We start from the raw sequence: 26,349 nt of genomic DNA on the forward strand, positions 1-26,349 counted from the left end.
ACGTCGATCGGTGCCGCGCGGGCTCGGTGGCTCGGCGGTCCGGGCGGTCCGGGCGGTCCGGGCGGCTCGGTGGCTCGGCAGCCCTCTGCGGTCCGGCGGCCCGGATGGTAGCGTTGCTGTGTTCAGCAGACGTTCAGCTTGAGAAACGGGGCGACGGTGGCAGAAGCGAGCCAGGAGACGACGAACCAGCAGGCCGCGGCATCGGCCCGGCCGAGGGGAGCGCTCGACCGCTTCTTCCAGATCACCGAGCGCGGGTCAACCTTCGGCACTGAGATCCGCGGCGGGCTCGTCACCTTCGTGACGATGGCGTACATCGTCATCCTCAACCCGATCATCCTGACGAGCGGCGTCGACGTCGAGGGCAACACCCTCTCGTTCCCCGCCGTCAGCGCCGTGACCGCGCTCACCGCGGGCGTCATGACGATCCTCTTCGGCGTCGTCTCACGCCTGCCCTTCGGCTTCGCGGCGGGCCTCGGCATCAACGCCTTCCTCGCCTTCTCGGTGGTCGGTCAGGTCACGTGGCCCGAGGCCATGGCCCTCGTGGTCATCAACGGCGCGCTCATCGTGCTGCTCGCCGCCACCGGCCTGCGTCGCATGATCTTCGACGCGGTGCCGGTCGAGCTGAAGCTCGCGATCACCGTCGGCATCGGCCTCTTCATCGCGTTCATCGGCTTCGTCAACTCGGGCTTCGTCACCGCGACCGGCCAGGGATCCCCGCCCGTCGGTCTCGGCGTCGACGGCTCGGTGTTCACCGTGCCCACCCTGATCTTCGCCGTCACCCTCGTGCTCACGGGGGTGCTGGTGGCGGCCAAGGTGAAGGGCGGCCTGCTGATCGGCCTCGTCAGCGGCACCGTGATCTCGGTGATCGTCGAGGCCATCGCGAAGCTCGGGCCGCGCACCGGCGCCGACGGCGAGATCGCGAACCCCGGCGGATGGGGCCTCACGGTGCCAGAGCTCGGCGGGGCGCCGTTCGGCGTGCCTGACCTGAGCCTCATCGGCGCGGTCAGCTTCGACCTCGGGCGCGTGGGCGCCGTCACGGTCGTGATGCTCGTATTCACCCTGCTCTTCACCAACTTCTTCGATGCCATGGGCACTATGACCGGCCTGTCGCGCGAGGCCGGTCTCGCCGACCGGAACGGCAACTTCCCCGCCTGAAGTCGGCCCTCGTGGTCGAGGGCGTGGGTGCGATCGCGGGCGGCGTCACCTCGTCGTCGTCGAACACGGTGTTCATCGAGTCGGGCGCCGGTATCGGCGAGGGCGCGCGCACCGGTTTCGCGAACGTCATCACCGGCCTCATGTTCCTGCTGGCGATGTTCTTCACTCCGCTCACCCAGATCGTGCCGACAGAGGTCGCCGCCGCGGCCCTCGTGATCGTGGGCGCGCTGATGATGGCGCAGATCAAGAACATCGACCTCACCGACTTCCGTGTGCTGCTGCCCGTGTTCCTGACGGTCGCCGTCATGCCCATGACCTACTCGATCGCCAACGGCATCGGTGCGGGCTTCGTGGCGTGGGTGCTCGTGCACGCGCTCAGCGGCCGGGCCCGCAGCATCCACTGGCTGCTGTGGGTGGTGGCCGCCGGCTTCGTGATCTTCTTCGCGCGCGGGCCGATCGAGGCGTTCCTTGGCGTCTGACCCCCGCACGACGAAGCCCCCGGATCCGCCATCGCGGTCCCGGGGGCTTCGTCGGTGCCGGCTCAGTTGCCGAGGATGCGCTGGTAGGCCTGCGAGTAGCGGTTGTCCTCCTCGGCGGTGAGCGAGCGCATATCGAAGATGCGCTTCGACATCTCCTCGTCGGGGAAGACGAGCGGGTTCTCGGCCAGCTCGGGGTTCAGCTGCTCCATCGCCTCGCGCGCGCCCGCGACCGGGGTCACGTACTGCACGTACTCTGCGACCCGGGCGGCCACCTCGGGCTCGTAGTAGTAGTCGATGAGCTCGTGCACCTGGTCGAACGCTTCGGTGGCCTTGGGCATGCAGAACGAGTCGACGAAGACCGACGCGCCCGAGTCGGGCACCACGAACTTCCAGATCTCCTCGCCCGCGTCCTCATTGAGGATCGCGATGTCGCCCGACCAGGCCATACCGGCCCAGACCGTCTCCTGCTCGAGATCCTGCGTGTACGAGTTGCCTTTCACGGTGGCGACCTGGCCGCTCGAGATGTGCTTCGCCGCGACCTCGAGCGCAGCATCGAACTCGTCGTCGCCCCAGTCGGCCTCGATGTCGACGCCCTGCTCGAGCATGATGAGCGCGAGGGTGTCGTCCTGCTCGGTCAGCAGGTTCACCTTGCCCTTGAGCTCGGGCGCCCACAGGTCCGAGACCTCGCGCACGCCCTTCGGGTAGAGCTGCGTGTTGTAGACGAGACCGGTCATGCCGGCCTGGTAGGGGATCGACCAGCTGCGCTCGGGATCGAACGAGGCGTGCTGCACCATGTCGATCATCTGCGCGTCGACGTTCGGTATGAGCGAGCGGTCGAACTCGGTGAGCTGATCCTGCTCGAGCAGTCGCACGAGGGTGGTGTCGGACGGCACGATCACGTCGTAGCCGGTGTCCTGCTCGAGCTTCAGCTGGTCCTTGATCTTCGCGATGAAGGTCTTGTTGTCGTCGATGTCCTCGAAGTACTCGACGCGAATGTCGCTCTGCTCCATGAACGCGTCGAGCGAGGGCCAGCCGCCCGTCTCGTCGTCGTAGTCGAGGTAGTAGGTCCAGTTGGCCCAGCGCAGCGTACCGCCGGAGCCGTCGCCCGGACCGCTCGGGCCTGCGCAGGCGGCGAGGGAACCCACGCCGAGCAGCGCGGCGCCGAGGGACGTGCCCCGCAGCAGCTGTCGACGATTCATCTGGGCGGTTCTGACGCGGTTCACCAGATCACGGACGACGGGGTCCGGAGACTGACGGAGCATGTTCCCTCCTTTGGAAACTGCGTCGCGGGCGCGACGCCTCTCAGCCCCCATCTTCACACATCCGGAAACACCCGATCCACGTCGGTGTCACCTTCGTTGACATTGCTCGGCGAGAGCGGCCCTGATTCTCGAGAAGGCCCGGGCGTGTCGGCGCGTCCGCCCCTCAGGGCACGAGCAGCGTGCGGCGCAGCTCGTGCACCAGCTCCGGATCGGCCGCGAAGAACCCGGGCTCGCCGGGAGGCATGGCGTCATCGATGCCGATCACCGACGCGCCCGCCTCGCGGGCGATGAGCAGCGCCGCCGCGTAGTCCCACGGCTGCAGGCCGTGCTCGTAGAAGGCGTCGAGGCGGCCCGCGGCGAAGCTGCAGATCTCGTACGCGGCAGATCCCGTGCGCCGGATGTCGCGCACCCGCGGCAGCAGGCGCGCGAGAATGGCGGCCTGCCCCGCCCGCCGCTCCGCGGTGTACCCGAAGCCCGTGCCCACGAGCGCCGTCGAGAGCTCCCGCTTGCCCGAGATCGTGACGGGGGAGCCGTTCAGGCGCGATCCGCCGCCCTCCCACGCCTCGAAGAGCTCACCCGTGCGCGGATTGAAGACCGCCCCCGCGATCGCCCGGCGCCCGTCGGCGCTCGCCGCCGCATCGGGCACCGTGGCCGCGATGCTCACCGTGTACACGGGCAGATCGTAGAGGTAGTTCACCGTGCCGTCGATCGGGTCGATCACCCACGTCACGCCGCTCGTGCCCTCGATGCCCGCACCCTCCTCGCCGAGCACGCCGTCGTCGGGGCGCTCCGCCCGCAGCGCGTCGACCACCAACTGCTCCGACTCGCGGTCAGCCTCGGTGACGATGTCGACCTCGCTCGACTTGCTCGCGGCCACCGCCACACCGCGCCGCCGCAGCTCGAGGATGCGCTCGCCTGCCGTGAAGGCGACCTCCGAGGCGATACTGGCGAGCTGCTGGGCATCATGGGGCTGCGCGATACTCATGCTCCGAGCCTAGCCGCGATGCCGAGGAGCTCCCAGGAGGGGAGAGGAAGTGCCTGCACCGCGAGGCTCGGATCGTACACACGACAGCCGCGTCGTCTCGTGTGGCACGAGACGACGCGGCGCGACCGCCGACTGCGACGGGCGTGTCAGCGCACCGCGGGCGACTCGTACGCGTACGCCTCCTCGCCATGGGCGACGGCGTCGATGCCGCCCTCCTCGACCTCCACGGGGACGCGCAGCCCGGTCAGCATCTTCACCGCGAGCGCGATGATGAGCGACACGACGAACGAGTAGGCCATCACCGCGACCACCGAGATCGTCTGCACCAGCAGCAGCCCGGCGTCGCCGCCCATGAACAGGCCGTCGTCGAAGGCGAAGAAGCCGAGGTACAGCGAGCCGATCACACCCGCCACCAGGTGCAGGCCCACCACGTCGAGCGAGTCGTCGTAGCCGAGGCGGTACTTCCACTCGATGGCGAAGGCGCAGGCGAAGCCGGCGACGAGGCCGAGCAGCAGCGCCCAGACCGGCGCCAGGTTCGCCGCCGAAGGGGTGATCGCCACGAGGCCGCCGACCGCGCCGGAGGCTGCGCCGATCACACCCGGCTTCTTGCCGCGCAGCACGTCGACGATGATCCAGCCCACGATGCCGGCCGCCGGTGCGCCCAGGGTGTTGACGAGGATCAGGCCGGCCTCGCCCGTCTCGGTCGCGAGGCCCGAGTTGAACCCGATCCAGCCGAACCACAGCAGCGCGGCGCCGATCGTCACGAGCGGGATGCTGTGCGGCTTGTGGGAACCGGGTCCGAAGCCGAGGCGCTTGCCCGCGACGAGCGCCAGTGCCAGCGCTGCGGCGCCCGCGTTGATGTGGATCACCGTGCCGCCGGCCAGATCGATCACGTCGGGAGTGCCGAGCGTGCCGCCGAGGTTCTGGATCCAACCCCCGCCCCAGACCCAGGCCGCGACCGGGAAGTAGACGAGCGTCGCCCACACGCCCGAGAACAGCACCCACGAGCCGAGCCCCACCCGATCCGCGATCGCGCCCGAGATGAGCGCGGTGGTGATCATCGCGAACACGGCGCCGAAGCCCACGCCGATGAAGTCTGCCGGAGCGGTGGCGATCAGTCCGAAATCCTTGAAGGGACTTCCGGCGAAGCCGCTCTCGCCCTCGGCGAAGTAGTTCATGCTGTAGCCGAAGAGGATCCACAGCACCCCGACGACGCCCATCGCGCTCACGCTGAAGAGCATCATGTTGACGACCGAGCGCACGCGCACGAGGCCGCCGTAGAAGAGGGCGAGGCCCGGGGTCATGATGAGCACGAGCGCGGTACTCGCGAGTGTCCACACGTCTTGCGGAGTGAGTTCCATGGCTGCCGCCTTTCTCTGTACCGGCCCCGGCGGGTCGGGAGCCGTGCGTGTGACCAGTGTGCGCCGCCGCTGTTTCATGACCATCTCCGGGGCGTGACCACCGGATCACGGGTGTGTTTCGGCGCGGTCACATTCCTCCGACCCCTCGGGGCCTCGGCTTTCGATATGGAATCTGCCGAAAATATGGCGATACCCGTCTCCCGCGTCATATGGACGGCAGATCTCATACGAACGGCCGGTTCATATGTCCGCCTCTGGAGCAGCGACGAACAGGTGCGGGTCAGCCGGAACACGACTTCGAAGAGGCCGGGGAGCAAAGGTGCTAAGATGTACAGGTTGCCGTTAGAACGGCCGCGGATAAAGAGAGCCCCAGCATCCCGCTGACGGCGCCGCGCAGCAACAGAGAGGGGATCCCTATGGCACTGGAAGCAGAAGTCAAGAAGGCGATCATCGAAGAGTACGCGACCAAGCCCGGTGACACCGGTTCCCCCGAGGTGCAGGTTGCCATGCTCTCGCAGCGGATCAAGGATCTGACCGAGCACCTCAAGACCCACAAGCACGACCACCACTCGCGCCGTGGGCTGCTGCTGCTCGTCGGCCAGCGCCGTCGTCTGCTGGGATACCTGCAGAACGTCGACATCGCGCGCTACCGTTCGCTCATCGAGCGTCTGGGCCTTCGCCGCTGAGCGATCGCCTGCACAGGCTTACTGCGAAGCGCCCCGCCCCTCCTCGGAGGAACGGGGCGCTTCTGCGTTTACGGGTCGGGCCGGAAGGGCCCGGATCCGGGCCTCAGTAGCCGTAGGGCAGCGCCGAGGCGATCCAGCCGCCCACCATGGAGCCCGTCATCGAGACCAGCGACAGCGCGCCCGAGACGAGAGCGCCCACCGCGGTCCAGCGCATGCGCGGCGCGCTGCGCTGCAGCACCCCGCCGATCGCGAGCCCGATCGCGGCCAGTACGAGCACGCCCTGGGTGAGGGGCAGCCCGACCGAGATGAACGTGTACGACCCCGACAGGGCGGCCTCGCGGTAGAGCAGCGGCAAGACGAAACTCAGCAGCGCGAAGAGCGCGAGGATCGCGAGAGCGACGACGCCGAGCACGTTGAGCCGCCCGGTCGCGGCCGGGCGCGCGGGGTGCGGAGCCCACTGCTGCTGCGCGTAGGGCGGCTGCTGCGCGAAGCCCGGCTGCTGCGCGTCGGGCTGCTGCTGCGCGTAGGGCTGCTGCTGCGCGTATGCCTGTGACCCCTGGGGCGGAACGCCCTGTGTCGGCGGTGCGTACTGCTGCTGTGGCTGTGGCTGCTGCGGCTGGCCGTGCGAGTGGGCCTGCTGCTGCTGCTGGGGCGTCGGGTCGGAGGAGCTCATGCTCGAAGCCTAGGCCATGTCTCGCGGTTCGTCGCCTGCCTCGCGTCGGCGCCCGGCACGCGAAAGCCCCCTCGCGCGCCGGCTCTGCCGGTGCGCGAGGGGGCTCGGAGCCGCGACGGATCGCGGACTATGGCTCGCTCGAGATCAGATCTTCGAGGAGGCGTCCTTCAGCACGCTGCGGAGGATGCCACCGATCTCGGCGAACTCCGCCGGACCGATGGTCAGCGGGGGAGCGAGCTGGATGACGGGGTCTCCACGGTCGTCGGCGCGGCAGTAGAGGCCGGCCTCCCACAGTGCGGGCGACAGGTAGTCGCGCAGGAGTCGATCCGACTCCTCCTCGTTGAAGGTCTCCTTGGTGGCCTTGTCCTTCACCAGCTCGATGCCGAAGAAGTAGCCCTCGCCGCGCACGTCGCCGACGATGTCGATGTCGAGCAGCTTCTCGAGCTCGGCGCGGAACAGCGGGCTGTTCTCGCGCACGCGACCGTTGAGGTCCTCTTCTTCGAAGATGTCGAAGTTGGCGAGCGCCGCGGCCGCCGCCGCCGGGTGACCGGCGAAGGTGAAGCCGTGGTAGAAGGTGTTCTCGGTCGAGTTGAAGGGCTCGGAGACCTTGTCCGAGACGATCATGGCGCCCAGGGGCACGTAGCCCGAGGTGATGCCCTTGGCCGAGGTGATGATGTCGGGCTCGTAGCCGAGCGCCTTCGACGCGAAGAAGTCGCCGATGCGGCCGTAGGCGCAGATGACCTCATCCGAGACGAGCAGCACGTCGTACTGGTCGCAGATCTCGCGCACGCGCTTGAAGTAGCCGGGGGGAGGCGGGAAGCAGCCGCCCGAGTTCTGCACCGGCTCGAGGAACACGGCGGCAACGGTCTCGGGGCCCTCGAAGAGGATGGCCTCCTCGATGCGGTTCGCCGCCCACTGACCGAACGCCTCGAGGTCGTTCGACGGGGCGCCCATCTCCTCGGCGCGGTAGAAGTTGGTGTTCGGCACGCGGTGACCACCGGGGGTCAGCGGCTCGTAGAACTTCTTCATGTCGGGGATGCCGGTGATGGCCAGCGCGCCCTGCGGGGTGCCGTGGTAGGCGACCGAGCGCGAGATGACCTTGTGCTTCATCGGCTGGCCCTGGATCTTCCAGAAGTGCTTGGCGAGCTTGAACGCCGACTCCACGGCCTCGCCGCCACCGGTGGTGAAGAAGACCTTGTTCATCTCGCCGGGCGCGTAGGAGGCGAGGCGCTCCGACAGCTCGACGGCGGCGGGGTGCGCGTACGACCACAGCGGCATGAAGTCGAGCTGCTTCATCTGCTTGGCGGCGGCCTCGACGATGCGGTCGCGGCCGTGGCCGGCGTTCACGACGAACAGGCCGGCGAGACCGTCGATGTACTGCTTGCCCGCGGCGTCGTAGATGTGGTGGCCCTCGGCGCGGGTGATGACGGGAATGCCGTCGTTGAGCACCTTGCGGTTGGTGAAGTGCGGCCACATGTGATTGCGGGCCGAAGCCTGGAGCGCGGCGGCGTCCACGGCTGCAGTGGGATCGTAGGACATGGTTATCGTGTTCCCCAGTCGTATTTCTGTTTGGTGAGTTGGAGGTAGACGAAGCTCTCGGTCGATGCCACTCCGTCGATCTCTCGGATCTTCTCGTTGAGCAGCTCGATGAGACCGTCGTCGTCCTCGCAGACAACCTCGGCGAGGATGTCGAAGGAGCCCGCGCTGAGTACCACGTAAGCGATCTCCGGCATCTCGGCGAGACGATCGGCGACGACCCTGGTGTCACCGGAAACGCGGATGCCGAGCATTGCTTGTCGGCTGAAGCCGAGTCGCATCGGGTCGGTCACTGCAACGATCTGCATGACGCCGGCATCCGTGAGCTTCTGCACGCGCTGTCGCACGGCGGCCTCGCTGAGGCCGACCGCCTTGCCGATCTCCGCGTACGAGCGGCGACCATCGCGCTGAAGCTGTTCGATGATCGCCTTCGACGTCGCGTCGAGCGCTGGCGAAGTGCGTTTGCTGCTCACGCCACTGATTCTTGCAGTGAAAAGCTGAAATAGCAAAGGAATCCGAAGAAATGGGCGATGAATTCTGCTTATCTCCACCTCTTGGGGTGAAAAGAGCACCCCGGTGTCCGGCGCGGTGCGAGTGACAGCACTGTATCAACGAGCGGCCCGCGAGCGGTAGCCGGGTGACGGGCGGCGCTTCGGAATGCGTGGAACGGCCCGCGGATCCGTGGCGAAAACCACGGTGACGACAATGCGATGTAACCGTTTCGTGACGAAATGGTTGATCGCGGGGTGTGGGCTTTGCATCGATCCCTTCTCTATGCCATTCTCATGTTCACACCCGGCAGCGCAGCCGTTCGGCGATGCCGGTCCGACCCGTGAGAACCAAGGGAGATACTCATGGCCCGTCAGCCCGAAGATCCGATCGTCCGCAATATCGTCCAGATGCTCCGAGGCGCCCAGTTCAACCGCCGTCAGCTGCTCCGCGGCGCGGCCGTCGGAGCGGCGGGTGCGGGTGCGCTCGGGCTCTCGGCCTGCTCCGGCGGCGGGGGAGGCGGTGGCGGAGACGGCATCGTCTGGGGCAACTGGACCTACTACCTCGACTTCGACGAGTCGACCGGCTCGTATCCCTCGCTCGACGCCTTCGTCGACGAGGCCGGCTTCAACGTCGACTACATCGAGGACATCGACGACAACAACACCTTCTTCGGCAAGATCAAGGATCAGCTGCAGCTCGGCCAGCACACGGGCTACGACGTCATCACCTTCACCGACTGGATGAACGCCCGCCTCATCCAGGCCGAGCAGGTGCAGGAGTTCGACTACGCCAATCTGCCCAACGTGAAGGCGAACCTCGTCGACGCCCAGTGGGACGCGCTCGACGTCGATCCCGGTCGCAAGTTCTCGATTCCGTGGCAGCTCCCGGCCTCGGGGTGGGTGTGGAACACCGAGGCGGTGCCCGACGGCATCAAGACCCTCGACGACTTCCTCAGGCCCGAGCTCAAGGGCAAGGTCGTGGTGCTGAGCGAGATGCGCGACACCATGGGCATGGTGCTCGCGGGCCTCGGCTACGACCCCTCCGGCGATTGGGGCGACAAGGAGTTCGACGAGGCGCTCGCCTGGCTCGACGACGCGCTGCAGAGCGGTCAGATCGGCAACGTCAAGGGCAACAGCTACACGCAGGACCTCATCACGGGCGACGCCCTCGCCGCGATGGCCTGGACCGGTGACGTCGTCATGCTGAACGCCGAGAACGACAACCAGTGGACCCTCGAGATCCCCGAGTCGGGCGGCATGATCGCAGCGGATTCCTTCACCGTGCCGAACGGCACCTCGGCCGAGGCGAAGGAGAAGGTCGAGCAGATGATCGACTACTACTACGATCCGGTGGTCATGGCCGAGGTCGCCGACTACGTGACCTTCATCCCGCCCGTGAAGGGCACCCAGGAGGCCATGCAGGAGATCAACCCCGAGAACGCCGAGAACCCGCTCATCTTCCCGAGTGACTCCGACTGGGAGCACCTGCACTCGTTCCGCAGCCTCACCGCCGAAGAAGACAACCGCTACTCGACGGCCTTCCAGAACGCGCTGGGGCTGTAGACATGGCGGACAACTCACTCGCGACCTCGGGCGCCGACCTCGAGCTCGTCGGCATCCAGAAGCGCTACCCCGGCTTCACGGCGGTCGACAACCTCGACCTGAAGATTCCGGCCGGATCGTTCTTCGCCCTGCTCGGCCCCTCGGGCTGCGGCAAGACGACGACGCTGCGCATGGTCGCCGGCCTCGAGGATCCGAGCCAGGGCAAGATCCTGATCGGCGGCAAGGACATGACGTCGCTGAAGCCGCACAAGCGGCAGGTCAACACGGTGTTCCAGTCGTACGCGCTCTTCCCGCACATGACGATCCTCGAGAACGTCGCCTTCGGGCTGCGCCGCCGCAAGGTCGGCGACCCCGTGGCGAAGGCGCACGAGGCGCTCAAGCTGGTCGAGCTCGACCACGTCGCCGACCGCAAGCCGGCCCAGCTCTCGGGCGGTCAGCAGCAGCGCGTCGCGCTCGCCCGCGCCATCGTGAACCGGCCCGCGCTGCTGCTGCTCGACGAACCGCTCGGTGCGCTCGACCTCAAGCTGCGCCGTCAGATGCAGCAGGAGCTCAAGCAGATCCAGCAGGAGGTCGGCCTGACGTTCCTGCACGTCACCCACGACCAGGAGGAGGCCATGACCATGGCCGACACCGTCGCGGTGATGAACAAGGGCCGCATCGAGCAGATGGGCGCCCCCGAAGAGCTGTACGAGCTGCCGCGCACCGTGTTCGTCGCGAACTTCCTCGGCAAGTCGAACCTGTTCGCGGTCGACGTCGTCGACGGCAACGAGACCGCGATCCACACCGACCTGTTCGGCACGCGCATCACACTGCCCCGCGCGCGCACCGAGCGCGACAGCGGCTCGATCACGATCGGCGTGCGACCCGAGAAGCTGCGACTGCACCGCGAGGCCCCCACGGATCTCGCCGGCCGCAACACGCTCGGCGCGGGCCGCATCACCGACGTCTCGTTCATCGGCGTGAGCACGGAGTACACCGTCGAGGTGCCGGGCGCGGGCACGGTCGAGGTGTTCTCGCAGAACGTCGAGGCGGGTCCCGTCGCGGGCCTCGGCGACGAGGTCTGGCTCAGCTGGCACATCGAGCACACCTTCGGGCTCGCCGATGACAGCCTCGAGACCGGCGCCCTCACCGCCGACTTCTCGACGCAGGCGATCGCCACGCAGGCGAGCCTCACCGAGTAGGGGGCGCACATGGCATTCACCGCGTTCTCCGGCAGTGCGAAAGCCGTAGAGCAGAATCCGAGCCGGAAGGGCATCGTGGCGCTGGTGCTGCTCGCACCGGGCATCGCCTACATGCTGCTCTTCTTCGTCGCCCCGTTCGTGCAGCTCGCGCTCACGTCGATCCAGGCTCCCGCCGAGAGCGGCGGCATCGGGCAGTACGTCGCCGCAGCCCAGTTCTCGAACTACTGGACCGCGATGCAGGAGTACTGGCCCCAGCTGCTGCGCTCCTTCGCGTACGCCCTCACCGCCACGATCGTCGGTCTGTTGATCAGCTACCCGCTGGCCTACCTGATCGGCGTGAAGGTGCGGTCGAAGCCCATGCTGCAGGGGGTGCTGCTGATCCTCGTGGTCGCGCCCTTCTTCATCAGCTTCCTGCTGCGCACCCTCGCGTGGAAGTCGATCCTGCCGAGCGATCTCATCGGCACGCACTTCTCGGTGATCTTCGGTCTCATCTACAACTTCATCCCGTTCATGGTGCTGCCGATGTTCGCGTCGCTGCAGGCGCTCGACCTGCGCCTGCTCGAGGCGGGATCCGATCTCTACGCCTCGCCGGTGACGACGTTCCGCAAGATCACCCTGCCGCTGTCGATGCCGGGCGTCGTCTCGGGCACGCTGCTCAGCTTCATCCCGATGTCGGGCGACTACGTCAACGCCTCGCGAGAGTTCCTCGGCGGCACCGGCACCACCATGATCGGCAACGTGATCGAGTCGAACTTCCTGCAGACGCAGAACTACCCGATGGCGGCCGCGCTCTCGATCATGCTCATGCTCATCATCCTCGTGCTCGTCGCCACCTATGTGCGCAAGAGCGGGGCGGAGGACCTGCTGTGAAGAACTTCAGTCTCGGCAAGGCGTTCGTGCCGGTGGTCGCTGCGATCACGCTGATCTACCTGCTGCTGCCGATCGCTCACGTGATCCTGTTCTCGTTCAACGATGCGGGCCGCAACAACATCCTGTGGCGCGGCTTCACCCTCGACAACTGGCAGAACCCCTGCGGCGCCCCGCAGGTGTGCCAGGCGTTCGGCAACAGCATCCTCGTGGGCGTCGTGGCCACCGTCATCGCGACCACGCTCGGCACCATGATCGCGATCGCACTCGTGCGCTTCAAGTTCAAGGGCCGCTCGACCGTGAGCCTGCTGCTGTTCACCCCGATGGCGACGCCCGAGGTCGTGCTGGGCGCGGGCCTCGCGGCGCAGTTCCTGCTCGTGGGGGTCGAGAAGGGCATCGGCACGATCATCCTCGCGCACACGATGTTCTGCATCTCGTACGTGGTGGTGGCGGTGAAGGCCCGTGTGGCGAGCCTCAACCCCGCGATCGAGGAGGCGGGGCGCGATCTCTACGCCTCGCCGGCGCAGGTGTTCTGGCGGATCACGCTGCCCATGCTGATGCCCGGCATCATCGGCGCGGCCCTGCTGTCGTTCGCGCTGTCGTTCGACGACTTCATCATCACGAACTTCAACTCGGGCACGGCGACCACCTTCCCGAAGTTCATCTACGTGTCGGCCCTCAAGGGGGTGCCGGCGCAGGCGAATGTGCTCGCGGCGATCGTGTTCGTCGGTGCGCTGCTGCTGGTGATCATCGTGCAGATGGTGAACATCAACAAGCAGAAGCGGCTGGCGCGGCGGTAACCTCCGCGTCTCCCACGACGGGTCCGGCCCCCGCCGCAGATTCTGCGGCGGGGGCCGGGCCCTTTTGCGCCGGGGCGCGCATCGGGTGCAGGATGATTGGCTGGCGGGACGCGATCCCGCCGCAGACCGTGTCGCAGCGGGACGACGACGCCCGCGCGACCCCCGAACCCTCGGAGAGCACATGACGAAGACGTTGATGCCGGCGGCCCAGCGCGGCGGTTCCCTCAAGCGAAGCCTCGGCCTCTGGGCCATCGTCGGCCTCGGGCTCGGATACATGACCCCCACGGTGATCTTCGACACCTTCGGCATGGTCGCCGAGGAGTCGAACAACGTGGTGCCGCTCGGCTACCTCGTCGCCCTCGTCGTGATGACGTTCACGGCCATCAGCTACGGCAAGATCTCTGGGGCGATCCCGAGCGCCGGCTCCGCCTACACCTACGTGCGCGAGTCGATGCACCCGAACGCCGGCTTCATGGTCGGCTGGGTCGCACTCATCGACTACATGCTGCTGCCGCTCGTGAACTGCCTCATCATCCGCAGCTACCTCGAGGCGCTGTTCCCCGGCGTTCCGGGCGTCGTGTGGGTGGTCATCTACGTGGTCGGGGTGACAGGACTCATCTACCTCACGATGCGCGGCACCTCGAACCTCAACATGCTGCTGCTGGTGTTCTCGATCGCGGTGATGGTGGTGTTCGTCTTCCTGGTGATCTTCCAGCTCAACCGCGGCGAGGGGATGGGCACCATCGCGTCGATGAACCCGTTCTTCCACTCCGATGTGCAGGCGACCGCCGTGCTGTCGGCGGCGACCGTGGTGTGCTTCTCGTTCATCGGCTTCGACGCGGTGACGATGTACGCCGAGGAGGCGAAGAACCCGAAGATCATGCCGCGCGCCATCCTGCTCACGGTGCTCATCGGCGGCGGCATCTTCCTCGTCACCGCGTACTTCACCCAGCTGCGATTCCCCGACTGGGAAGTCTTCCTGATCGAGGGCGACAACCCTCGCCAGTTCCTCGACGACTCGACGCTGCCGCTCATCGGCAGCGGCGTGGGCGGCGGCCTGCTGATGGCCGTGCTCACCGCCGCGGGCTTCTGCGCGACGCTCGCGTCGGGCCTCGCCTCGCACGCCTCGGTGTCGCGCATGCTGCTCGTGATGGGCCGCAACAACGGCTGCCGAAGCGCTTCTTCGGGTACATCAACCCGAAGACGCACACCCCGACGTTCAACATCGTGCTGACGGGCGCGGTCTCGCTGCTCGCCGCGGCGTTCACCCTCGAGCAGATCGCCGACTTCATCAACTTCGGCGCCCTGATCGCGTTCACGTTCGTCAATCTCTCGGTGATCGCCTGGTTCGCGATCCGCAAAGGCCTGCGCAAGACGCCGAAGGACATCTTCAACTACATCGTGATGCCGGCGATCGGCACGATCATGACCGGCATCCTGTGGGCCTTCCTCTCGGGGTACTCGCTCGCGGGCGGGCTCACCTGGACCGCGCTCGGCTTCATCTACCTGCTGTTCCTCACGAAGGGCTTCCGCCGGCCGGTCGCCTCCTTCGACGAGAACCAGCCGGTCACCGGGTACAACAAGGTGCTCGAGAACGAGGGCGCCGAGTAGCGAGCGCCGTGCGGCCGGAGCCGGCCCGACGCCCTCCCTCAGGCGGCCGCTTCTCGCGGGGAGGGGCCGGGTCGGCTCTCGGACGACGGAGCGCTGCGGTTCGCGGCGCGCTCACGGCGGTTTCGTCGCGCGACCGGGTCGAACAGGGGCAGGGTGATCCCGCACAGCGGTCCGATGAGCAGCGCGAAGGCGAGTGTGCCGAGGCCCGCATCGCCGCCGAGGATCCACCCGACGACCAGCACCGTCACCTCGACGCCGGTGCGGCCGACCCAGATCGGCGTGCCGAAGCGCAGATGGATCCCGGTCATCAGCCCGTCCCTCGGCCCGGGGCCGAGGTGCGCGCCGATGTAGACGCCGCTCGCGACCGCGAGCAGCACGAGGCCGGTGGCGAAGAAGCCGACTCGGGTCCAGAGAGACTCCGGGGCGGGCAGCAGCCAGAGGCCGAGTTCGATGCCGGGGCCGACGAGCAGGATGTTGAGCACCGTGCCGATCCCGGGCCGCTGCCGCAGCGGGATCCAGAGCAGCAGCACCGCGAGCCCGATGAGGTTGGTGAGCAGGCCGATGCCCAGGCCGGTGCGCACCGAGACGCCCTGCGCGAAGACGGTCCAGGGATCGACGCCCACGGCGGCGCGGATCATGAACGCGTCGGCGACGCCGTAGAGCAGGAGGCCGGGGACGAGGCGGAGGAGTCTCGGGAGCATACGGATCAGTCCACCTCAGATTGGACTGGTGTTCAAGATGCCAATTCGCCTACAGTGGCCTCATGATCACGCAGCGCCTGACAGCGCGCCGCCTCCAAGAGCTGCTCGGCGCATGGCGCGGTGACGGCCACAGCTACCGCGAACTGAGCGAGAGCATCGGGATCCTCGTGCGCGACGGGCGCCTGCCCCCCCGCGTCGGTGCTGCCCGCCGAGCGCCCGCTCGCCGAGCAGCTCGGGGTGAGCCGCACCACCGTCGCCTCCGCCTACGAAGACCTGCGCGAGCGCGGCGTCGTCGAATCGCGGCGCGGATCGGGCACCGTGGTGCGCACCCGCCGCGGGGACCGCGCGCCCTGGGAGTCCGGCGCCACCGAGGAGATCGCCCTCACCCGCGCCTCGCCGGGCCCCTGGACGCGGCTGCCCGAGCTCGGCAGGCAGGCGCTCGACGAGCACCCCGACGCCTTCCTGCTCGACGGCTTCGACACCATCGGGCACCCTGCGCTGCGCGCCGCGATCGCCGAACGCTACACGCTGCGCGGCCTGCCCACCGACCCCGACCAGATCATGGTGACGCTCGGCGCCCAGCACGCGATCTTCCTCATCGCGCGCACTCTCCTACGACGCGGCGACCGCGCCGTCGTCGAGTCGCCCAGCTACCCGCACGCCCGTGAGGCGCTCGCCGCTGCGGGCGGTCTCGTCGCCGAGATCCCCGTGGGCCCCCGCGGCCACGACGCCGAGAGCATCGTCGAGATCGCGCGCCGCACCGCGGCCCGCCTCGCCTACCTGATCCCGGACCACCACAACCCGACCGGCCTCAGCATGCCGCCCGAACTGCGCGAGCGCCTCATCGAGGAGCTCGCAGGCCACGGCACCCACCTCGTCGTCGACGAGACGACCGCGGAGCTCGTGCTCGGAGCTCCGAGACCCGTGCTGCCGTTCGCGGCCTCGGCCGCGCACCCGCATCACCGCGACGCGATCCTCACGGTCGGCTCGCTGGGCAAGACCGTCTGGGGCGGGCTGCGCGTGGGGTGGATCCGCGCCGCCCCCGACCTCATCGGACGACTCGAGGCCGCCCGCGTGGTCGGCGATCTCGGCACCGGCACCTGGTCGCAGGTGCTGGGCGCTCTGGCCCTCGAGCGCTACGACGAGGTGCTCGCCGATCGCTCCCGCGAGATCACCGCCGGGCACCGGGCCCTCATCGGCGCACTGCGCCGGCACCTGCCGGAGTGGCGGGTCTCACCGGCCACCGGCGGCGTCAGCGTCTGGGCCGACCTGGGGGAGGCGCGCAGCACGCGGCTGAGCCGCGAGGCCGCCCGCCTCGGACTGCGCATCCCGCCCGGCCCCCAGTTCGGCAGCCCCGGCGTGTTCGAGCGCTTCCTCCGGCTGCCGTTCGCGGCCCCCGGCGTCGACTTCGAACGCGCCGTCGAGGTGCTGCGGCGAGCCCGGGACGGCGACGGCGCCGCGATTCCGGCGCCCCTGCGCGCCGAACTGGTCTGAGAGGCGCCCCATGACCGCCCCTCGGCGGGCCCGCGGGTGGGTAAGCTAGGGGATCATGCTCGACCTAGACTTCAGCGCCCGCATCCGCGCACTCCGCGCCACCTACGCCGACATCGCGGCGGTCACCGACCTGCCGCGGCTCGAGCAGGAGATCGTCGAACTGGAGCAGCAGGCCGCCGCCCCCGACCTGTGGGACGACCCCGCGGCCGCGCAGAAGGTCACCAGCGGGCTGTCGCACCGGCAGGCGCAGGTGCGCAAGCTGCGCGGCGTGGAGAACCGGCTCGACGACCTCGAGGTGCTGATCGAACTCGCGCAGGAGGCCGACGACGCCGATTCGGCGCAGGAGGCCGCCGACGAGCTCGCCGCCCTCGAGAAGCTCGTGCAGGACCTCGAAGTGCAGACGATGCTGTCGGGGGAGTACGACGACCGCGCAGCGGTCGTCACGATCCGCTCGGGCGCCGGCGGCGACGACGCCACCGACTTCGCCGAGATCCTGCTGCGCATGTACCTGCGCTGGGCCGAGCAGCACGGCTACTCGACGAAGGTGCTCGACACCTCGTACGCCGAGGGCGCCGGGATCAAGTCGGCCACCTTCGAGGTCGAGGCGCCCTACGCCTTCGGCACGCTCTCGGTGGAGGCCGGCACCCACCGTCTGGCCCGCATCAGCCCGTTCGGCTCAGCCGACAAGCGCCAGACGAGCTTCGCGGGAGTCGAGGTGATCCCGCTGCTCGAAGAGGCGACCGAGGTCGACATTCCCGAGAACGACATCCGCGTCGACGTCTTCCGCTCGTCGGGCCCCGGCGGCCAGTCGGTGAACACCACCGACTCGGCCGTGCGCATCACGCACATCCCGACGGGCATCGTGATCTCGATGCAGAACGAGAAGTCCCAGATCCAGAACCGCGCGGCCGCCATGCGCCTGCTGCAGACCCGGCTCCTGCTGCTGCAGAAGGAGCAGGAGGCCGCGAAGAAGAAGGAACTCGCGGGATCGGTCACGGCGAGCTGGGGCGACCAGATCCGCTCCTACTTCCTGTACGGTCAGCAACTCGTGAAGGATCTGCGCACCGGTCACGAGTCGTCGCAGCCCGACGCCGTGTTCGACGGTGACCTCGACGGGTTCATCGCCGCGGGCATCCGCTGGCGGTCGCTCTCGAAGAACGACTAGGCGTCTCGTTCTCCGAGCCTGTCGGAGGGAACGGATCCGCGGCTTCGATGGGTTCAGCCGGGGCCGCCACCGCCCCTCGGGACGCGACGAGTGTGAGGCAACGCGCCAGCGCCGCGCGCCTGTGCCCCGTTCCAGGACATGTGGCGTAGGGTCGTCTCGTCATGATCCTCTTCGAGAACGTCACCAAGAAGTACCGGGGCACCGCGAAGCCCGCGCTCGACGGTATCGACCTGCGGGTCGATCGCGGCGAGTTCGTCTTCATCGTGGGCGCGTCCGGTTCGGGCAAGTCGAGCTGCCTGCGCCTCATCCTGCGCGAGGACCAACCGAGCGCGGGCAAGATCCACGTGCTCGGACAGGATCTCAGCAAGATCTCGTCGCGCAAGGTGCCCTATTTCCGCCGCAATCTCGGCACGGTGTTCCAAGATTTCCGCCTGCTCACCAACAAGACCGTCTACGATAACGTCGCCTTCTCGCTGCAGGTCATCGGCAAATCGCGCGGCTTCATCCAGGAGGCCGTGCCCGACACGCTCGAGATGGTGGGCCTCGCGAACAAGGCCAAGCGCTTCCCGCACGAGCTGTCGGGCGGCGAGCAGCAGCGCGTCGCGATCGCGCGCGCGATCGTGAACAAGCCGTCGATCCTGCTCGCGGACGAGCCCACCGGCAACCTGGATCCCGCGACCAGCCTCGGCATCATGCAGCTGCTGCGCGCGATCAACGCCTCCGGCACCACCGTGGTGATGGCGACGCACGAGGCCACCTTCGTCGACATCATGCAGCAGCGCGTGGTCGAGCTCTCGCAGGGCGTCGTCGTGCGCGATGAGGTGGGCGGCGGCTACGGCGAGACCGCGTCGATCCCCGTCGCCGACCTCTCGGAGGAGGGCGTGCAGGTGCTGCGCACCACCGAGGCCGTCGTGCGCGCGGCGCTCGCCCCCGAGGAGGGCGGCGACCCCGCCGCTCCTGCGCAGGCCGCCCCCGACGTCTCCGCGGGCGATCTCCCGGGCTCGAGCCCCGTCGCGCCCGCGGCTCGCGCGTCATCCGCAGCTCCGCAGGCTCCGGCGGCCCCCGCGCAAGCTCCGGCGGCGCCTGCCCAGGCGCCGCAGCCCCCCGCGCAGGCGCCGACCGGCGACGCACCGCAGCCGATCCCGCCCCGACAGGTGACGCCCCCGGCGCCTCAGCCGCAGCGCGAGGCCTCCGTGTTCGAGGAGCCCCGCCCGTTCGGCGACTCCGACTCCGACATCGACGACGACACCGTGCGCGCCGGCGGGCCGCAGGCGCGCCGCATCCCCAGCTTCCTCGACCCGGGGCGGCCGATGGACCCCGTGCAGATGTCCGAGACCGGCAGCCTCGCCGAGCATCTCGGGCTCAGCCGGAAAGACGACGACGAGACGGATGTGGGGCCGGTGCGATGAGAGCGGGACTCGTGCTCGGCGAGGTCTGGAACGGCCTGCGCCGCAACATGTCGGTGGTCATCTCGGTGATCCTCGTGACGTTCGTGTCGCTCACCTTCGTGGGCGCCGCGATCATCATGCAGCTGCAGATCCAGCAGATGAAGACCTTCTGGTACGACCGCGCCCAGGTGGCGATCTACCTGTGCACGGACTACGACCAGAGCGCCACATGCTCGGGCGCCGACGCCGGCGAGGAGGAGATCTCCGCCGTCGAGAACGCCCTGCAGTCCGACACGCTGCGCCCCTACATCGACGACTTCTTCTTCGTCGACCACGATCAGGCCTACGCCGAGTTCACGAAGCAGTTCGAGGGCAACCCGATCCTCGACATCACGCGCCCCGAGCAGCTCAACCAGACCTTCTGGGTGAAGCTCGAGGACCCCTCCCGGTCCGATATCATCACCGAGACTTTCTCGGGCATCCCGGGCGTGCAGAGCGTCTCCGATCAGCGCAGCCTGCTCGACCGCATCTTCCTGTTCCTCGGGGTGGCGAGCTACACCGCGATCGCGATCGCGGGCCTGATGCTCGTCGCGGCGATGCTGCTCATCTCGACCACGATCAGGCTCTCCGCCTACTCCCGCAGGCGGGAGATCGGGATCATGCGCCTCGTCGGAGCCTCCAACCGCTTCATCCAGACCCCCTTCATATTGGAGGGCATCATCGCCGCGCTCGTGGGCGCGGTGCTGGCCGGGGCGGCCTCGGTCGGGATCGTGCGATTCTTCGTGCAGGGTTTCCTCGCGAGAGAGGTGCCGTTCACGAGTTACATCACGGTCGAGCAGTCGCTCCTCGTGCCACCCGTGCTCGTGCTCGTGGGTGTGGTGCTGTCTGCGATCGCCGCGAAGATCGCGATCACCCGGTACCTGCGGGTGTAGCGGCCCCGGCGGCGTCGCCACCCGCCACCGGGGCGACCCTGACCGCGCCGGTGGCGCGACCCGCGCACCGCGGCATCGTTCGCGCTCGACGGCGCAGCGCGCGACCCGCGACTGCGCTAAGCTGGATCCTCGCGCCGCCGCGCGGACCCCGACCCGCCCGAACCGCAGAGAGGATGTGACATGAGCCCCAAGGAGACCGGCGAGAAGCTGATCGCGTCGAACAAGAAGGCTCGGCACGAGTACCACATCCTCGACACCTACGAGGCGGGCATGGTGCTCACCGGCAGCGAGGTGAAGTCGCTGCGCATGGGGCGCGCGTCGCTCGTCGACGGTTACGTGTTCATCGAACGCGGCGAGGCCTGGCTCGACGCCGCGTACATCCCCGAGTACCTGAACGGCTCGTGGACCAACCACGCACCGCGCCGCAAGCGCAAGCTGCTGCTGCACCGCCAGCAGATCGACAAGCTCTACCAGAAGACCCGCGAGGGCGGCATGACGATCGTGCCGCTGCGCCTCTACTTCCTCGACGGCCGCGCCAAGGTCGAGATCGCCCTCGCGAAGGGCAAGAAGGAGTACGACAAGCGGCAGACGCTGCGCGAGCGGCAGGACACGCGCGAGGCCGAGCGGGCCATGCGCAGCCGCAACCGCCTCGGGGAGTAGCCGGTCAGGCCCCGTCGAGGGCGCGGCTCACGTCGAGCAGGATGCTGTTCTGCACGTCGTGCCAGTCGTCGGTGTCGGGCTCCGGCCACGACGACAGCTTGACGATCACCGAGTCGCTCGGCGGGTCGAGCCACAGGTTCTGCCCGTGGATGCCGATGCCGCTCACGTTGCCGCGCTCGTTGCCGGTGCACCACCACTGGCGCGTGTAGCTGCCGTTCGGGAACGCGCCGGTGAAGCCCTCGTACGTCATCGCCTCGCGCGATCCGCCCGCCATGAAGCTGCGCACCCAGGCCTCGGATACGACGCGCCCGCCCGGCGCGGCGCCGCCGTCGAGCATCATGCGCCCCACGCGCGCGAGATCCCGAGCCGTGCACGAGATGCCGCCGTTCGCGAAACCGAAGCCGGTGGTGTCGACGGTGATCGTCGCGTCGCGATCGGCGTCGAGCTTCGACCACAGGTGCACCGAGAGTGCCTCGCTGTAGCGCAGACCGGTGACGCGCTCGACGATCCACGCGAGCACGTCGGTGTCGGCCGAGCAGTACTGGAACTCGCCGACCGCGCCGTCGCCGCGCAGGGTCGTGAGGAACTCGTAGGTGTCGGCGGGGTCGCCCTCCCGGCGCGACCGCCAGCCCGCCGCGCGGTCGTGAGTCTGCACCTCGGAGCCGGGATCGACGTAGTTCTCGCTGTAGTCGATCGAGACCTCCATGTCGAGCACCTGCTGCACCGTGACCCGCGGGGCCGCGGCGTCGACGGGGCCGTCGTAGACCGACCCGGCGAGCTCGGGCACGTAGGCGGTCACCGGACGGGAGGGGTCGAGGCGGCCGCCGTCGACGAGCGCTCCGACCACGATGCCGCACAGCGACTTCGAGACGCTCATCAGCAGGTGGAGGTCGTCGGCGGCGAAGCCGGGTCGGTAGTACTCGGCCAGCACCCGGTCGCCTCGCAGCACGAGGAAGGCGTCGGTGAAGCTCTGCTCGAGCCGCTGCTGCAGGTCGGGGAGCTGCGAGGCGAGCGCATCGAGGCGCGCGACGGCCTCGACGGGGGCGGCGGGCGAGCGGCGCGGGATCGTGGCGGACGGCAGGATCTCGCCCAGGTGGGAGAAGGCCCAGCGGTTCTGCGGGGCCTCCTGCCAGCCGTCGAGATCCGGTTGACCCGGCGCGGCCCCGGGGTAGCGCCCCGGGTGGGGCCCGGTCGGCGATCCCTGCACGGTCGCCCGCCGCGCGCTCACGCCTCGACCTGGGCGCGGATGCGGCGCTTCGCGAGCACCGTGTAGATCACGATCGAGACCAGCATGCCGACCGGCACCGACAGGTCGATGTAGCCGATCGCCACCCCCAGCGGCCCGGTCCACACGTCGGTCGAGAGGAAGAGCGCGGTCGCGACGCCGCCCGCCACCACCGAGACGAGACCCGAGATGCTGAAACCGCCGTGGTACCAGAACTTCGCACCGGGACGCTCGTCGAACAGGTCGATGCCGTCGTAGCGATTGCGGCGCAGCAGGGTCTGTCCGATAAACGGTGTGTGGGATCCGGCGGTTTTCATTCGTGAGTGGTTTTCTCGAACCGTCCGGCGAAGGTGATCGCGAACGCGTTCAGCGCGGGCTTCCACCTCATCACCCAGCGTGCCCTTCCGCCGCCAGTCGGGTCAAGCGACCGCGTCACGAGGTAGAGACATTTCAGCGCGGCGGCCTCGTTGGGAAAGTGCCCCCGAGCTCTCACGGCGCGCCGATAGCGAGCGTTGATTGACTCGATCGCGTTGGTCGTGCAGATCACCCGCCGGATCTCGACGTCATACTCGAGGAACGGCACGAACTCCGCCCAGCTGTTCTTCCAGAGCTGCACGATCGCCGGATACCGTCCGCCCCACTCGGCGGCGAACTCCTCGAACCGATCCTTCGCCGCCTGCTCCGACGGGGCCGTGTAGACGGGTTTGAGGGAACGGACGATCGCGTCGCGGTGTTGCCGCCCGGCGTAGCGGAAGCTGTTGCGGATCAGATGGACGATGCACTGCTGGACGACCGTTTGCTCCCAAGTGGTGTTGATCGCCTCCGGGAGACCCTTCAGCCCGTCGCAGACCGCGATGAGCACGTCCTCGACACCCCGGTTCTTCAGCTCGGTGAACACCTGCAGCCAGAACCTCGCACCCTCCTGACCGTCACCGGCCCAGATGCCGAGGATGTCGCGTTCCCCGTTCACGGTGACGCCCATCACGACATAGAACGGGGTGTTCCTCACCTGCCCGTCACGGACCTTCACCACGATCGCGTCGACGAAGATCACCGGGTAGAGCGCATCCAACGGCCTGCTCGACCATTCGGCGAGTTCCCCGGCGACCTTCTCGGTGATCCGGCTGATCGTGTCCTTGGAGACCTTCGCCCCATAGACCTCGTCGAAATGCGCAGCGATCTCACCGGTCGTCAACCCCCGAGCGGAAAGGGACAGAACGATCTGATCGATGCCGTCCAGTCGGCGTTTCCGCTTGGGGACGATCACCGGCTCGAACGACCCGTCTCGATCTCGCGGGACTTCGATCTCGACGGGGCCGATCTCTGTCAGCACCGTCTTGACCCGCGTCCCGTTACGCATGTTCTCGCCGATTGGGGTCCCGCCGTGCTCGTGGCCGAGGTGCTCGGTCAACTCGGCATTCAGCGCGGTCTCGAGGACGTTCTTCGTGAGCTGGCTGAGCAGGCCGCCCGGCCCCGTCAGGCTCACGCCCTGCTCCTTCGCCTGCGCGAGCAAGCGTTCTGCGAGTTCTTTCTGATCGATGATCTCCCCGGTCACGGGATCAATCATCTCGTCGTCAACAACGACAGTGGTCGTGTCAGCCACGGCCATCTCCTTTCGGATCAGGCCGGACCCTCACACACCATTATTCAGACAGTCCCGCGCAGCACGATGTCGGCGACGTAGACGGCCATCGTGGGCGCCGAGATGATGAGCAGGAACTGCAGCATGAGGTTGATCGCGTCGATCAGGTTGGTCGACATCACGAGGAAGAGCGTGAACGCCGTGCCGAGCACGCCGATGAGGATCGCCGAGGGGATGCGGCGGATCGGCACGCCGATCGACTGGAACGCCATGCTGGCGGTGTAGGTCGTCATGCCGTTGAGGGCGACGGTGTTGACGATGACGCCGATCACGAAGACGGGGCCGAGCCATGCGGGCAGCATGTCGAGCAGGGCGTACTCGATGCCGAACTCGAGGGCGTCGGCCGAGACGACGCTGCCGAGCAGGGCGCCCACGATGGTGAAGAATGCGCAGGGGATCGCGCCGCCGAGGGCGGTGGCGGCGATGATGTGCGAGGGCTTCGCGTCGCGGGGGAGGTAGCGGGCCATGTCGGCGCTGTTGGAGAAGGAGAGCGGGCTCGAGGCGGGGATCGCGAAGGCGATGGTGAGGCTCGACCAGAGGGCGACGCCCTGGAGCGGTTCGGGCTGCGTGAAGTTCCAGTCGACGGTGGGCAGGATGAAGCCGGTGACGACGAGGAAGATGAGCAGCAGCACGGCGGTCAGGGCCGTGTAGGCCTTGAGGATCAGCGCGTGCCCGTAGACGGCGACGAGCACGGTGACGATCGAGACGACGACGGTGACGATCACGAGGCCGACGGTCTTGTCCTCGACGCCCATGCGGGTGAGCAGCTCGGCGCCCATGAACGAGGAGGCGACCCAGTTGAGGGCGAGGAAGACGCCCGAGATGAACCAGCCGTAGAAGGCGATGACGATCTTGTTGCCGCGGAAGCCGTAGATGGCGCGCTGGATCACGGATCCCGATGTGCCGGCCGCGGGGCCGCTGATCGCGACGATGCCGGGGAACACCCAGAGCAGGGAGACGACGAGGATCACGAGGATCGCCTGCCAGATCTCGAGGCCGAGCACCGCCGTGAACGACGCGCCGATGGTGAAGTTGAGGACGCTCACCATGGTGGCGGCCCAGACCGAGAAGAGGTCGCGGGGCCTGCCGTGGCGCTCGGTCTCGCCGACGAGCTCGATGCCGCGCGTCTCGGGGTGCGTGGCGACGTCGACGAATTCCTGCTGGGAATCGGAGGGGGTGTGTGCGGTCACGGTGGTTGGTTCCTCTCGGCGGAGCCCTGAGCATCGTCGCTGAGGTGACACACGAAGCAGCGTTGCTATTGGTCATGAGGCCAATGGGCTCTATTGGTCATTAATCCAATAGGATGAGGGCCATGGTGTCAAGCGAGGGTCCGTCGCGGGTGCGCAAGCAGCCCGAGGAGCGGCGCGCCGAGATCATCGCCGAGGCGGCGCGGATCGCCCTCGAGGACGGGCTGGAGCGCATCACGCTGCGCGCGGTCGCCGACGCCCTCGGGGTGCGACCCGGCCTGATCAGCCACTACTTCCCCGCCGCCGAGGATCTCGTGATCGCCGCGTTCCTCGTCGCGGTGACGGGGGAGCGCGAGCGCCTCCAGTCGGGGGAGGGCGACCCGTTCGAGCGCATGGCCGTCTTCGTGCGCCGCGTGCAGTTCGAATCGGTCGACCTCTCGCGGCTCTGGCTCAACGCCCGGCACCTCGCCCGGTTCACGCCCGCCCTCGCCGACGCCATCGAGGAGCAGGAGGCCCTCGACCGCGACCGGCTGATGTCGCTCATCGAGGAGGGGCGGGATGCCGGTGCGTTCAGGGTCGAGGATCCGCTCGAGGCCTGCGTGCGCATCTTCATGGCCGTCGACGGCCTCGGCGCCTACGCGAACAACGTTGGCGACTTCGAGCCCGAGTCGTACGTGCACTTCGTCGCCGATGTCTGCGAGTGGGCGCTCGGGATCGAACCGGGGCGGCTGCGGGAGCGCGTGCTGGGCTCCTGAGCTCCAGCCGCTATTGGCCTGACGACCCATCGGTGGTATTCTGTAAGGCCGGGATGATCCCGGATTGACATTTCCACAGCGCGTGATGCGAACGTCCCCAAGCCGCACCCTCGGGTGCACGCGCCGAGCAGGCGCACGCACGGGGCCGATCGGTTTCGACACGTCGATTTGAGACTGTGAGAAGCGAGCCGAGGACGCGGAGTTATCTCGTTAACGCCCTTCGCAAACCATAGGTGCCAACGCTAAGCGCACCGACTTCGCTCTCGCTGCCTAAGCACGAGACCGAGCCCGTCAGGTCGGGTGGGCCTCCGCCCCGGTTTCCTGGCGTCATCTAGGGGGCTTGCTGGTGCGTCGTGTCTCAGGGCGCATCGGGACTTTCACTGAGGCTGGGCCTGTCGTTCTAGGTGTTCGTGATAAAGAACGGGGCCGAGTAGAACGTTTTCACGAACTACGCTCGTAGAAGGCACGGAATCGTCGAAGTGGACCGGGGTTCGATTCCCCGCGGCTCCACCAGAGCGTTCGCATCACGCGCCGTGAGAATGTCGGCGCG

22 protein-coding genes, 1 other RNA gene and 2 pseudogenes are annotated in these 26,349 nt (G+C 68.2%); 14 read left to right on the forward strand and 11 right to left on the reverse strand.

The window, feature by feature from the left end:
- Window positions 1–156: 156 nt before the first annotated feature.
- Window positions 157–1,634, forward strand: a pseudogene (locus tag Leucomu_RS04870) (NCS2 family permease).
- A gap of 62 nt (window positions 1,635–1,696) precedes the next feature.
- Here Leucomu_RS04870 and Leucomu_RS04875 read toward each other — a convergent pair.
- The 3 genes from Leucomu_RS04875 to Leucomu_RS04885 form a co-directional block, all read right to left on the reverse strand.
- Window positions 1,697–2,896 carry an ABC transporter substrate-binding protein gene (locus Leucomu_RS04875; RefSeq protein ID WP_128386512.1) on the reverse strand — a complete coding sequence of 400 codons (1,200 nt, stop codon included), beginning with the start codon at window positions 2,894–2,896 and terminating at the stop codon, window positions 1,697–1,699.
- A gap of 163 nt (window positions 2,897–3,059) precedes the next feature.
- Complete coding sequence (locus Leucomu_RS04880; protein WP_128386513.1) at window positions 3,060–3,881, reverse strand: inositol monophosphatase family protein; 822 nt, start codon at window positions 3,879–3,881, stop codon at window positions 3,060–3,062.
- A gap of 146 nt (window positions 3,882–4,027) precedes the next feature.
- A complete protein-coding gene (locus tag Leucomu_RS04885; protein WP_017885161.1) occupies window positions 4,028–5,242 on the reverse strand; it encodes an ammonium transporter in 1,215 nt (404 codons plus the stop codon).
- A gap of 416 nt (window positions 5,243–5,658) precedes the next feature.
- Here Leucomu_RS04885 and rpsO point away from each other — a divergent pair, with 416 nt between their 5' ends.
- The gene (gene rpsO, locus Leucomu_RS04890; protein WP_017885160.1) at window positions 5,659–5,928 is read left to right on the forward strand and encodes a 30S ribosomal protein S15; all 270 of its coding nucleotides are present in this window, start codon (window positions 5,659–5,661) and stop codon (window positions 5,926–5,928) included.
- Window positions 5,929–6,031: 103 nt separating this feature from the next.
- On the opposite strand, the gene Leucomu_RS04895 is transcribed toward rpsO, so the two are convergent.
- The 3 genes from Leucomu_RS04895 to Leucomu_RS04905 all read right to left on the reverse strand — a co-directional run bounded on the left by Leucomu_RS04895 (window position 6,032) and on the right by Leucomu_RS04905 (window position 8,610).
- A complete protein-coding gene (locus Leucomu_RS04895) occupies window positions 6,032–6,601 on the reverse strand; it encodes a hypothetical protein (RefSeq protein WP_128386514.1) in 570 nt (189 codons plus the stop codon).
- A 144-nt stretch (window positions 6,602–6,745) separates the two neighbouring features.
- Entirely contained in the window at window positions 6,746–8,140 is a 1,395-nt protein-coding gene (locus Leucomu_RS04900; protein WP_017885158.1) for an aspartate aminotransferase family protein, read from the reverse strand.
- A 2-nt stretch (window positions 8,141–8,142) separates the two neighbouring features.
- A complete protein-coding gene (locus Leucomu_RS04905) occupies window positions 8,143–8,610 on the reverse strand; it encodes an Lrp/AsnC family transcriptional regulator (protein WP_128386515.1) in 468 nt (155 codons plus the stop codon).
- A 381-nt stretch (window positions 8,611–8,991) separates the two neighbouring features.
- On the opposite strand from Leucomu_RS04905, the gene Leucomu_RS04910 reads away from it, so the two are divergent.
- From Leucomu_RS04910 to Leucomu_RS04930, 5 genes and pseudogenes are all read left to right on the forward strand, one after another.
- The gene (locus Leucomu_RS04910) at window positions 8,992–10,191 is read left to right on the forward strand and encodes an ABC transporter substrate-binding protein (protein ID WP_128386516.1); all 1,200 of its coding nucleotides are present in this window, start codon (window positions 8,992–8,994) and stop codon (window positions 10,189–10,191) included.
- 2 nt (window positions 10,192–10,193) lie between these two features.
- The gene (locus tag Leucomu_RS04915) at window positions 10,194–11,372 is read left to right on the forward strand and encodes an ABC transporter ATP-binding protein (RefSeq protein WP_128386517.1); all 1,179 of its coding nucleotides are present in this window, start codon (window positions 10,194–10,196) and stop codon (window positions 11,370–11,372) included.
- A 9-nt stretch (window positions 11,373–11,381) separates the two neighbouring features.
- Entirely contained in the window at window positions 11,382–12,242 is an 861-nt protein-coding gene (locus Leucomu_RS04920; RefSeq protein ID WP_128386518.1) for an ABC transporter permease, read from the forward strand.
- Window positions 12,239–13,039, forward strand: coding sequence for an ABC transporter permease (locus tag Leucomu_RS04925; RefSeq protein WP_128386519.1), 801 nt, complete (start codon window positions 12,239–12,241; stop codon window positions 13,037–13,039). Before Leucomu_RS04920 ends, Leucomu_RS04925 begins: the two co-directional genes overlap by 4 nt.
- A gap of 181 nt (window positions 13,040–13,220) precedes the next feature.
- A pseudogene (locus tag Leucomu_RS04930) lies at window positions 13,221–14,650 on the forward strand (APC family permease).
- Window positions 14,651–14,688: 38 nt separating this feature from the next.
- On the opposite strand, the gene yczE reads toward Leucomu_RS04930, so the two are convergent.
- Window positions 14,689–15,351 (reverse strand): membrane protein YczE, encoded by a 663-nt coding sequence (gene yczE / locus Leucomu_RS04935; RefSeq protein ID WP_128386520.1) that lies wholly within the window; start codon window positions 15,349–15,351, stop codon window positions 14,689–14,691.
- Between the two features lie 198 nt (window positions 15,352–15,549).
- On the opposite strand from yczE, the gene yczR reads away from it, so the two are divergent.
- From yczR to smpB, 5 genes are all read left to right on the forward strand, one after another.
- Window positions 15,550–16,845: a MocR-like transcription factor YczR gene (gene yczR / locus Leucomu_RS04940; RefSeq protein WP_228407291.1), complete on the forward strand. Its 1,296-nt coding sequence runs from the start codon at window positions 15,550–15,552 to the stop codon at window positions 16,843–16,845.
- Between the two features lie 55 nt (window positions 16,846–16,900).
- Complete coding sequence (prfB, locus tag Leucomu_RS04945) at window positions 16,901–18,010, forward strand: peptide chain release factor 2 (protein WP_128386521.1); 1,110 nt, start codon at window positions 16,901–16,903, stop codon at window positions 18,008–18,010.
- Window positions 18,011–18,171: 161 nt separating this feature from the next.
- Window positions 18,172–19,419 (forward strand): cell division ATP-binding protein FtsE, encoded by a 1,248-nt coding sequence (gene ftsE / locus Leucomu_RS04950; RefSeq protein ID WP_017885148.1) that lies wholly within the window; start codon window positions 18,172–18,174, stop codon window positions 19,417–19,419.
- Complete coding sequence (gene ftsX, locus Leucomu_RS04955; RefSeq protein ID WP_017885147.1) at window positions 19,416–20,330, forward strand: permease-like cell division protein FtsX; 915 nt, start codon at window positions 19,416–19,418, stop codon at window positions 20,328–20,330. The genes ftsE and ftsX overlap by 4 nt, the downstream gene beginning before the upstream one ends.
- 180 nt (window positions 20,331–20,510) lie before the next feature.
- On the forward strand, window positions 20,511–20,990 hold the full coding sequence (gene smpB / locus Leucomu_RS04960; RefSeq protein WP_017885146.1) for an SsrA-binding protein SmpB: 480 nt from the start codon (window positions 20,511–20,513) through the stop codon (window positions 20,988–20,990).
- Between the two features lie 4 nt (window positions 20,991–20,994).
- Here smpB and Leucomu_RS04965 read toward each other — a convergent pair whose 3' ends face one another.
- From Leucomu_RS04965 to Leucomu_RS04980, 4 genes are all read right to left on the reverse strand, one after another.
- Window positions 20,995–22,197, reverse strand: a complete 1,203-nt coding sequence (locus Leucomu_RS04965) for a serine hydrolase domain-containing protein (RefSeq protein WP_194294581.1) — start codon at window positions 22,195–22,197, stop codon at window positions 20,995–20,997.
- Window positions 22,198–22,214: 17 nt separating this feature from the next.
- Window positions 22,215–22,532 carry a hypothetical protein gene (locus tag Leucomu_RS04970; RefSeq protein ID WP_194294569.1) on the reverse strand — a complete coding sequence of 106 codons (318 nt, stop codon included), beginning with the start codon at window positions 22,530–22,532 and terminating at the stop codon, window positions 22,215–22,217.
- Window positions 22,529–23,782 (reverse strand): IS256 family transposase, encoded by a 1,254-nt coding sequence (locus tag Leucomu_RS04975; protein WP_228407350.1) that lies wholly within the window; start codon window positions 23,780–23,782, stop codon window positions 22,529–22,531. The genes Leucomu_RS04970 and Leucomu_RS04975 overlap by 4 nt, the downstream gene beginning before the upstream one ends.
- A gap of 80 nt (window positions 23,783–23,862) precedes the next feature.
- The gene (locus Leucomu_RS04980; protein ID WP_323368302.1) at window positions 23,863–25,047 is read right to left on the reverse strand and encodes a purine-cytosine permease family protein; all 1,185 of its coding nucleotides are present in this window, start codon (window positions 25,045–25,047) and stop codon (window positions 23,863–23,865) included.
- Between the two features lie 122 nt (window positions 25,048–25,169).
- Here Leucomu_RS04980 and Leucomu_RS04985 point away from each other — a divergent pair, with 122 nt between their 5' ends.
- Both Leucomu_RS04985 and ssrA read left to right on the forward strand, forming a co-directional pair.
- Window positions 25,170–25,799 carry a TetR/AcrR family transcriptional regulator gene (locus Leucomu_RS04985; protein ID WP_017885143.1) on the forward strand — a complete coding sequence of 210 codons (630 nt, stop codon included), beginning with the start codon at window positions 25,170–25,172 and terminating at the stop codon, window positions 25,797–25,799.
- Between the two features lie 141 nt (window positions 25,800–25,940).
- Window positions 25,941–26,312, forward strand: a transfer-messenger RNA (tmRNA) gene (gene ssrA / locus Leucomu_RS04990).
- The last annotated feature ends 37 nt before the right edge of the window (window positions 26,313–26,349 follow it).

The sequence above is a fragment of the Leucobacter muris genome, from assembly GCF_004028235.1.
In the GTDB taxonomy this organism is placed as follows: Bacteria; Actinomycetota; Actinomycetes; order Actinomycetales; family Microbacteriaceae; genus Leucobacter; species Leucobacter muris.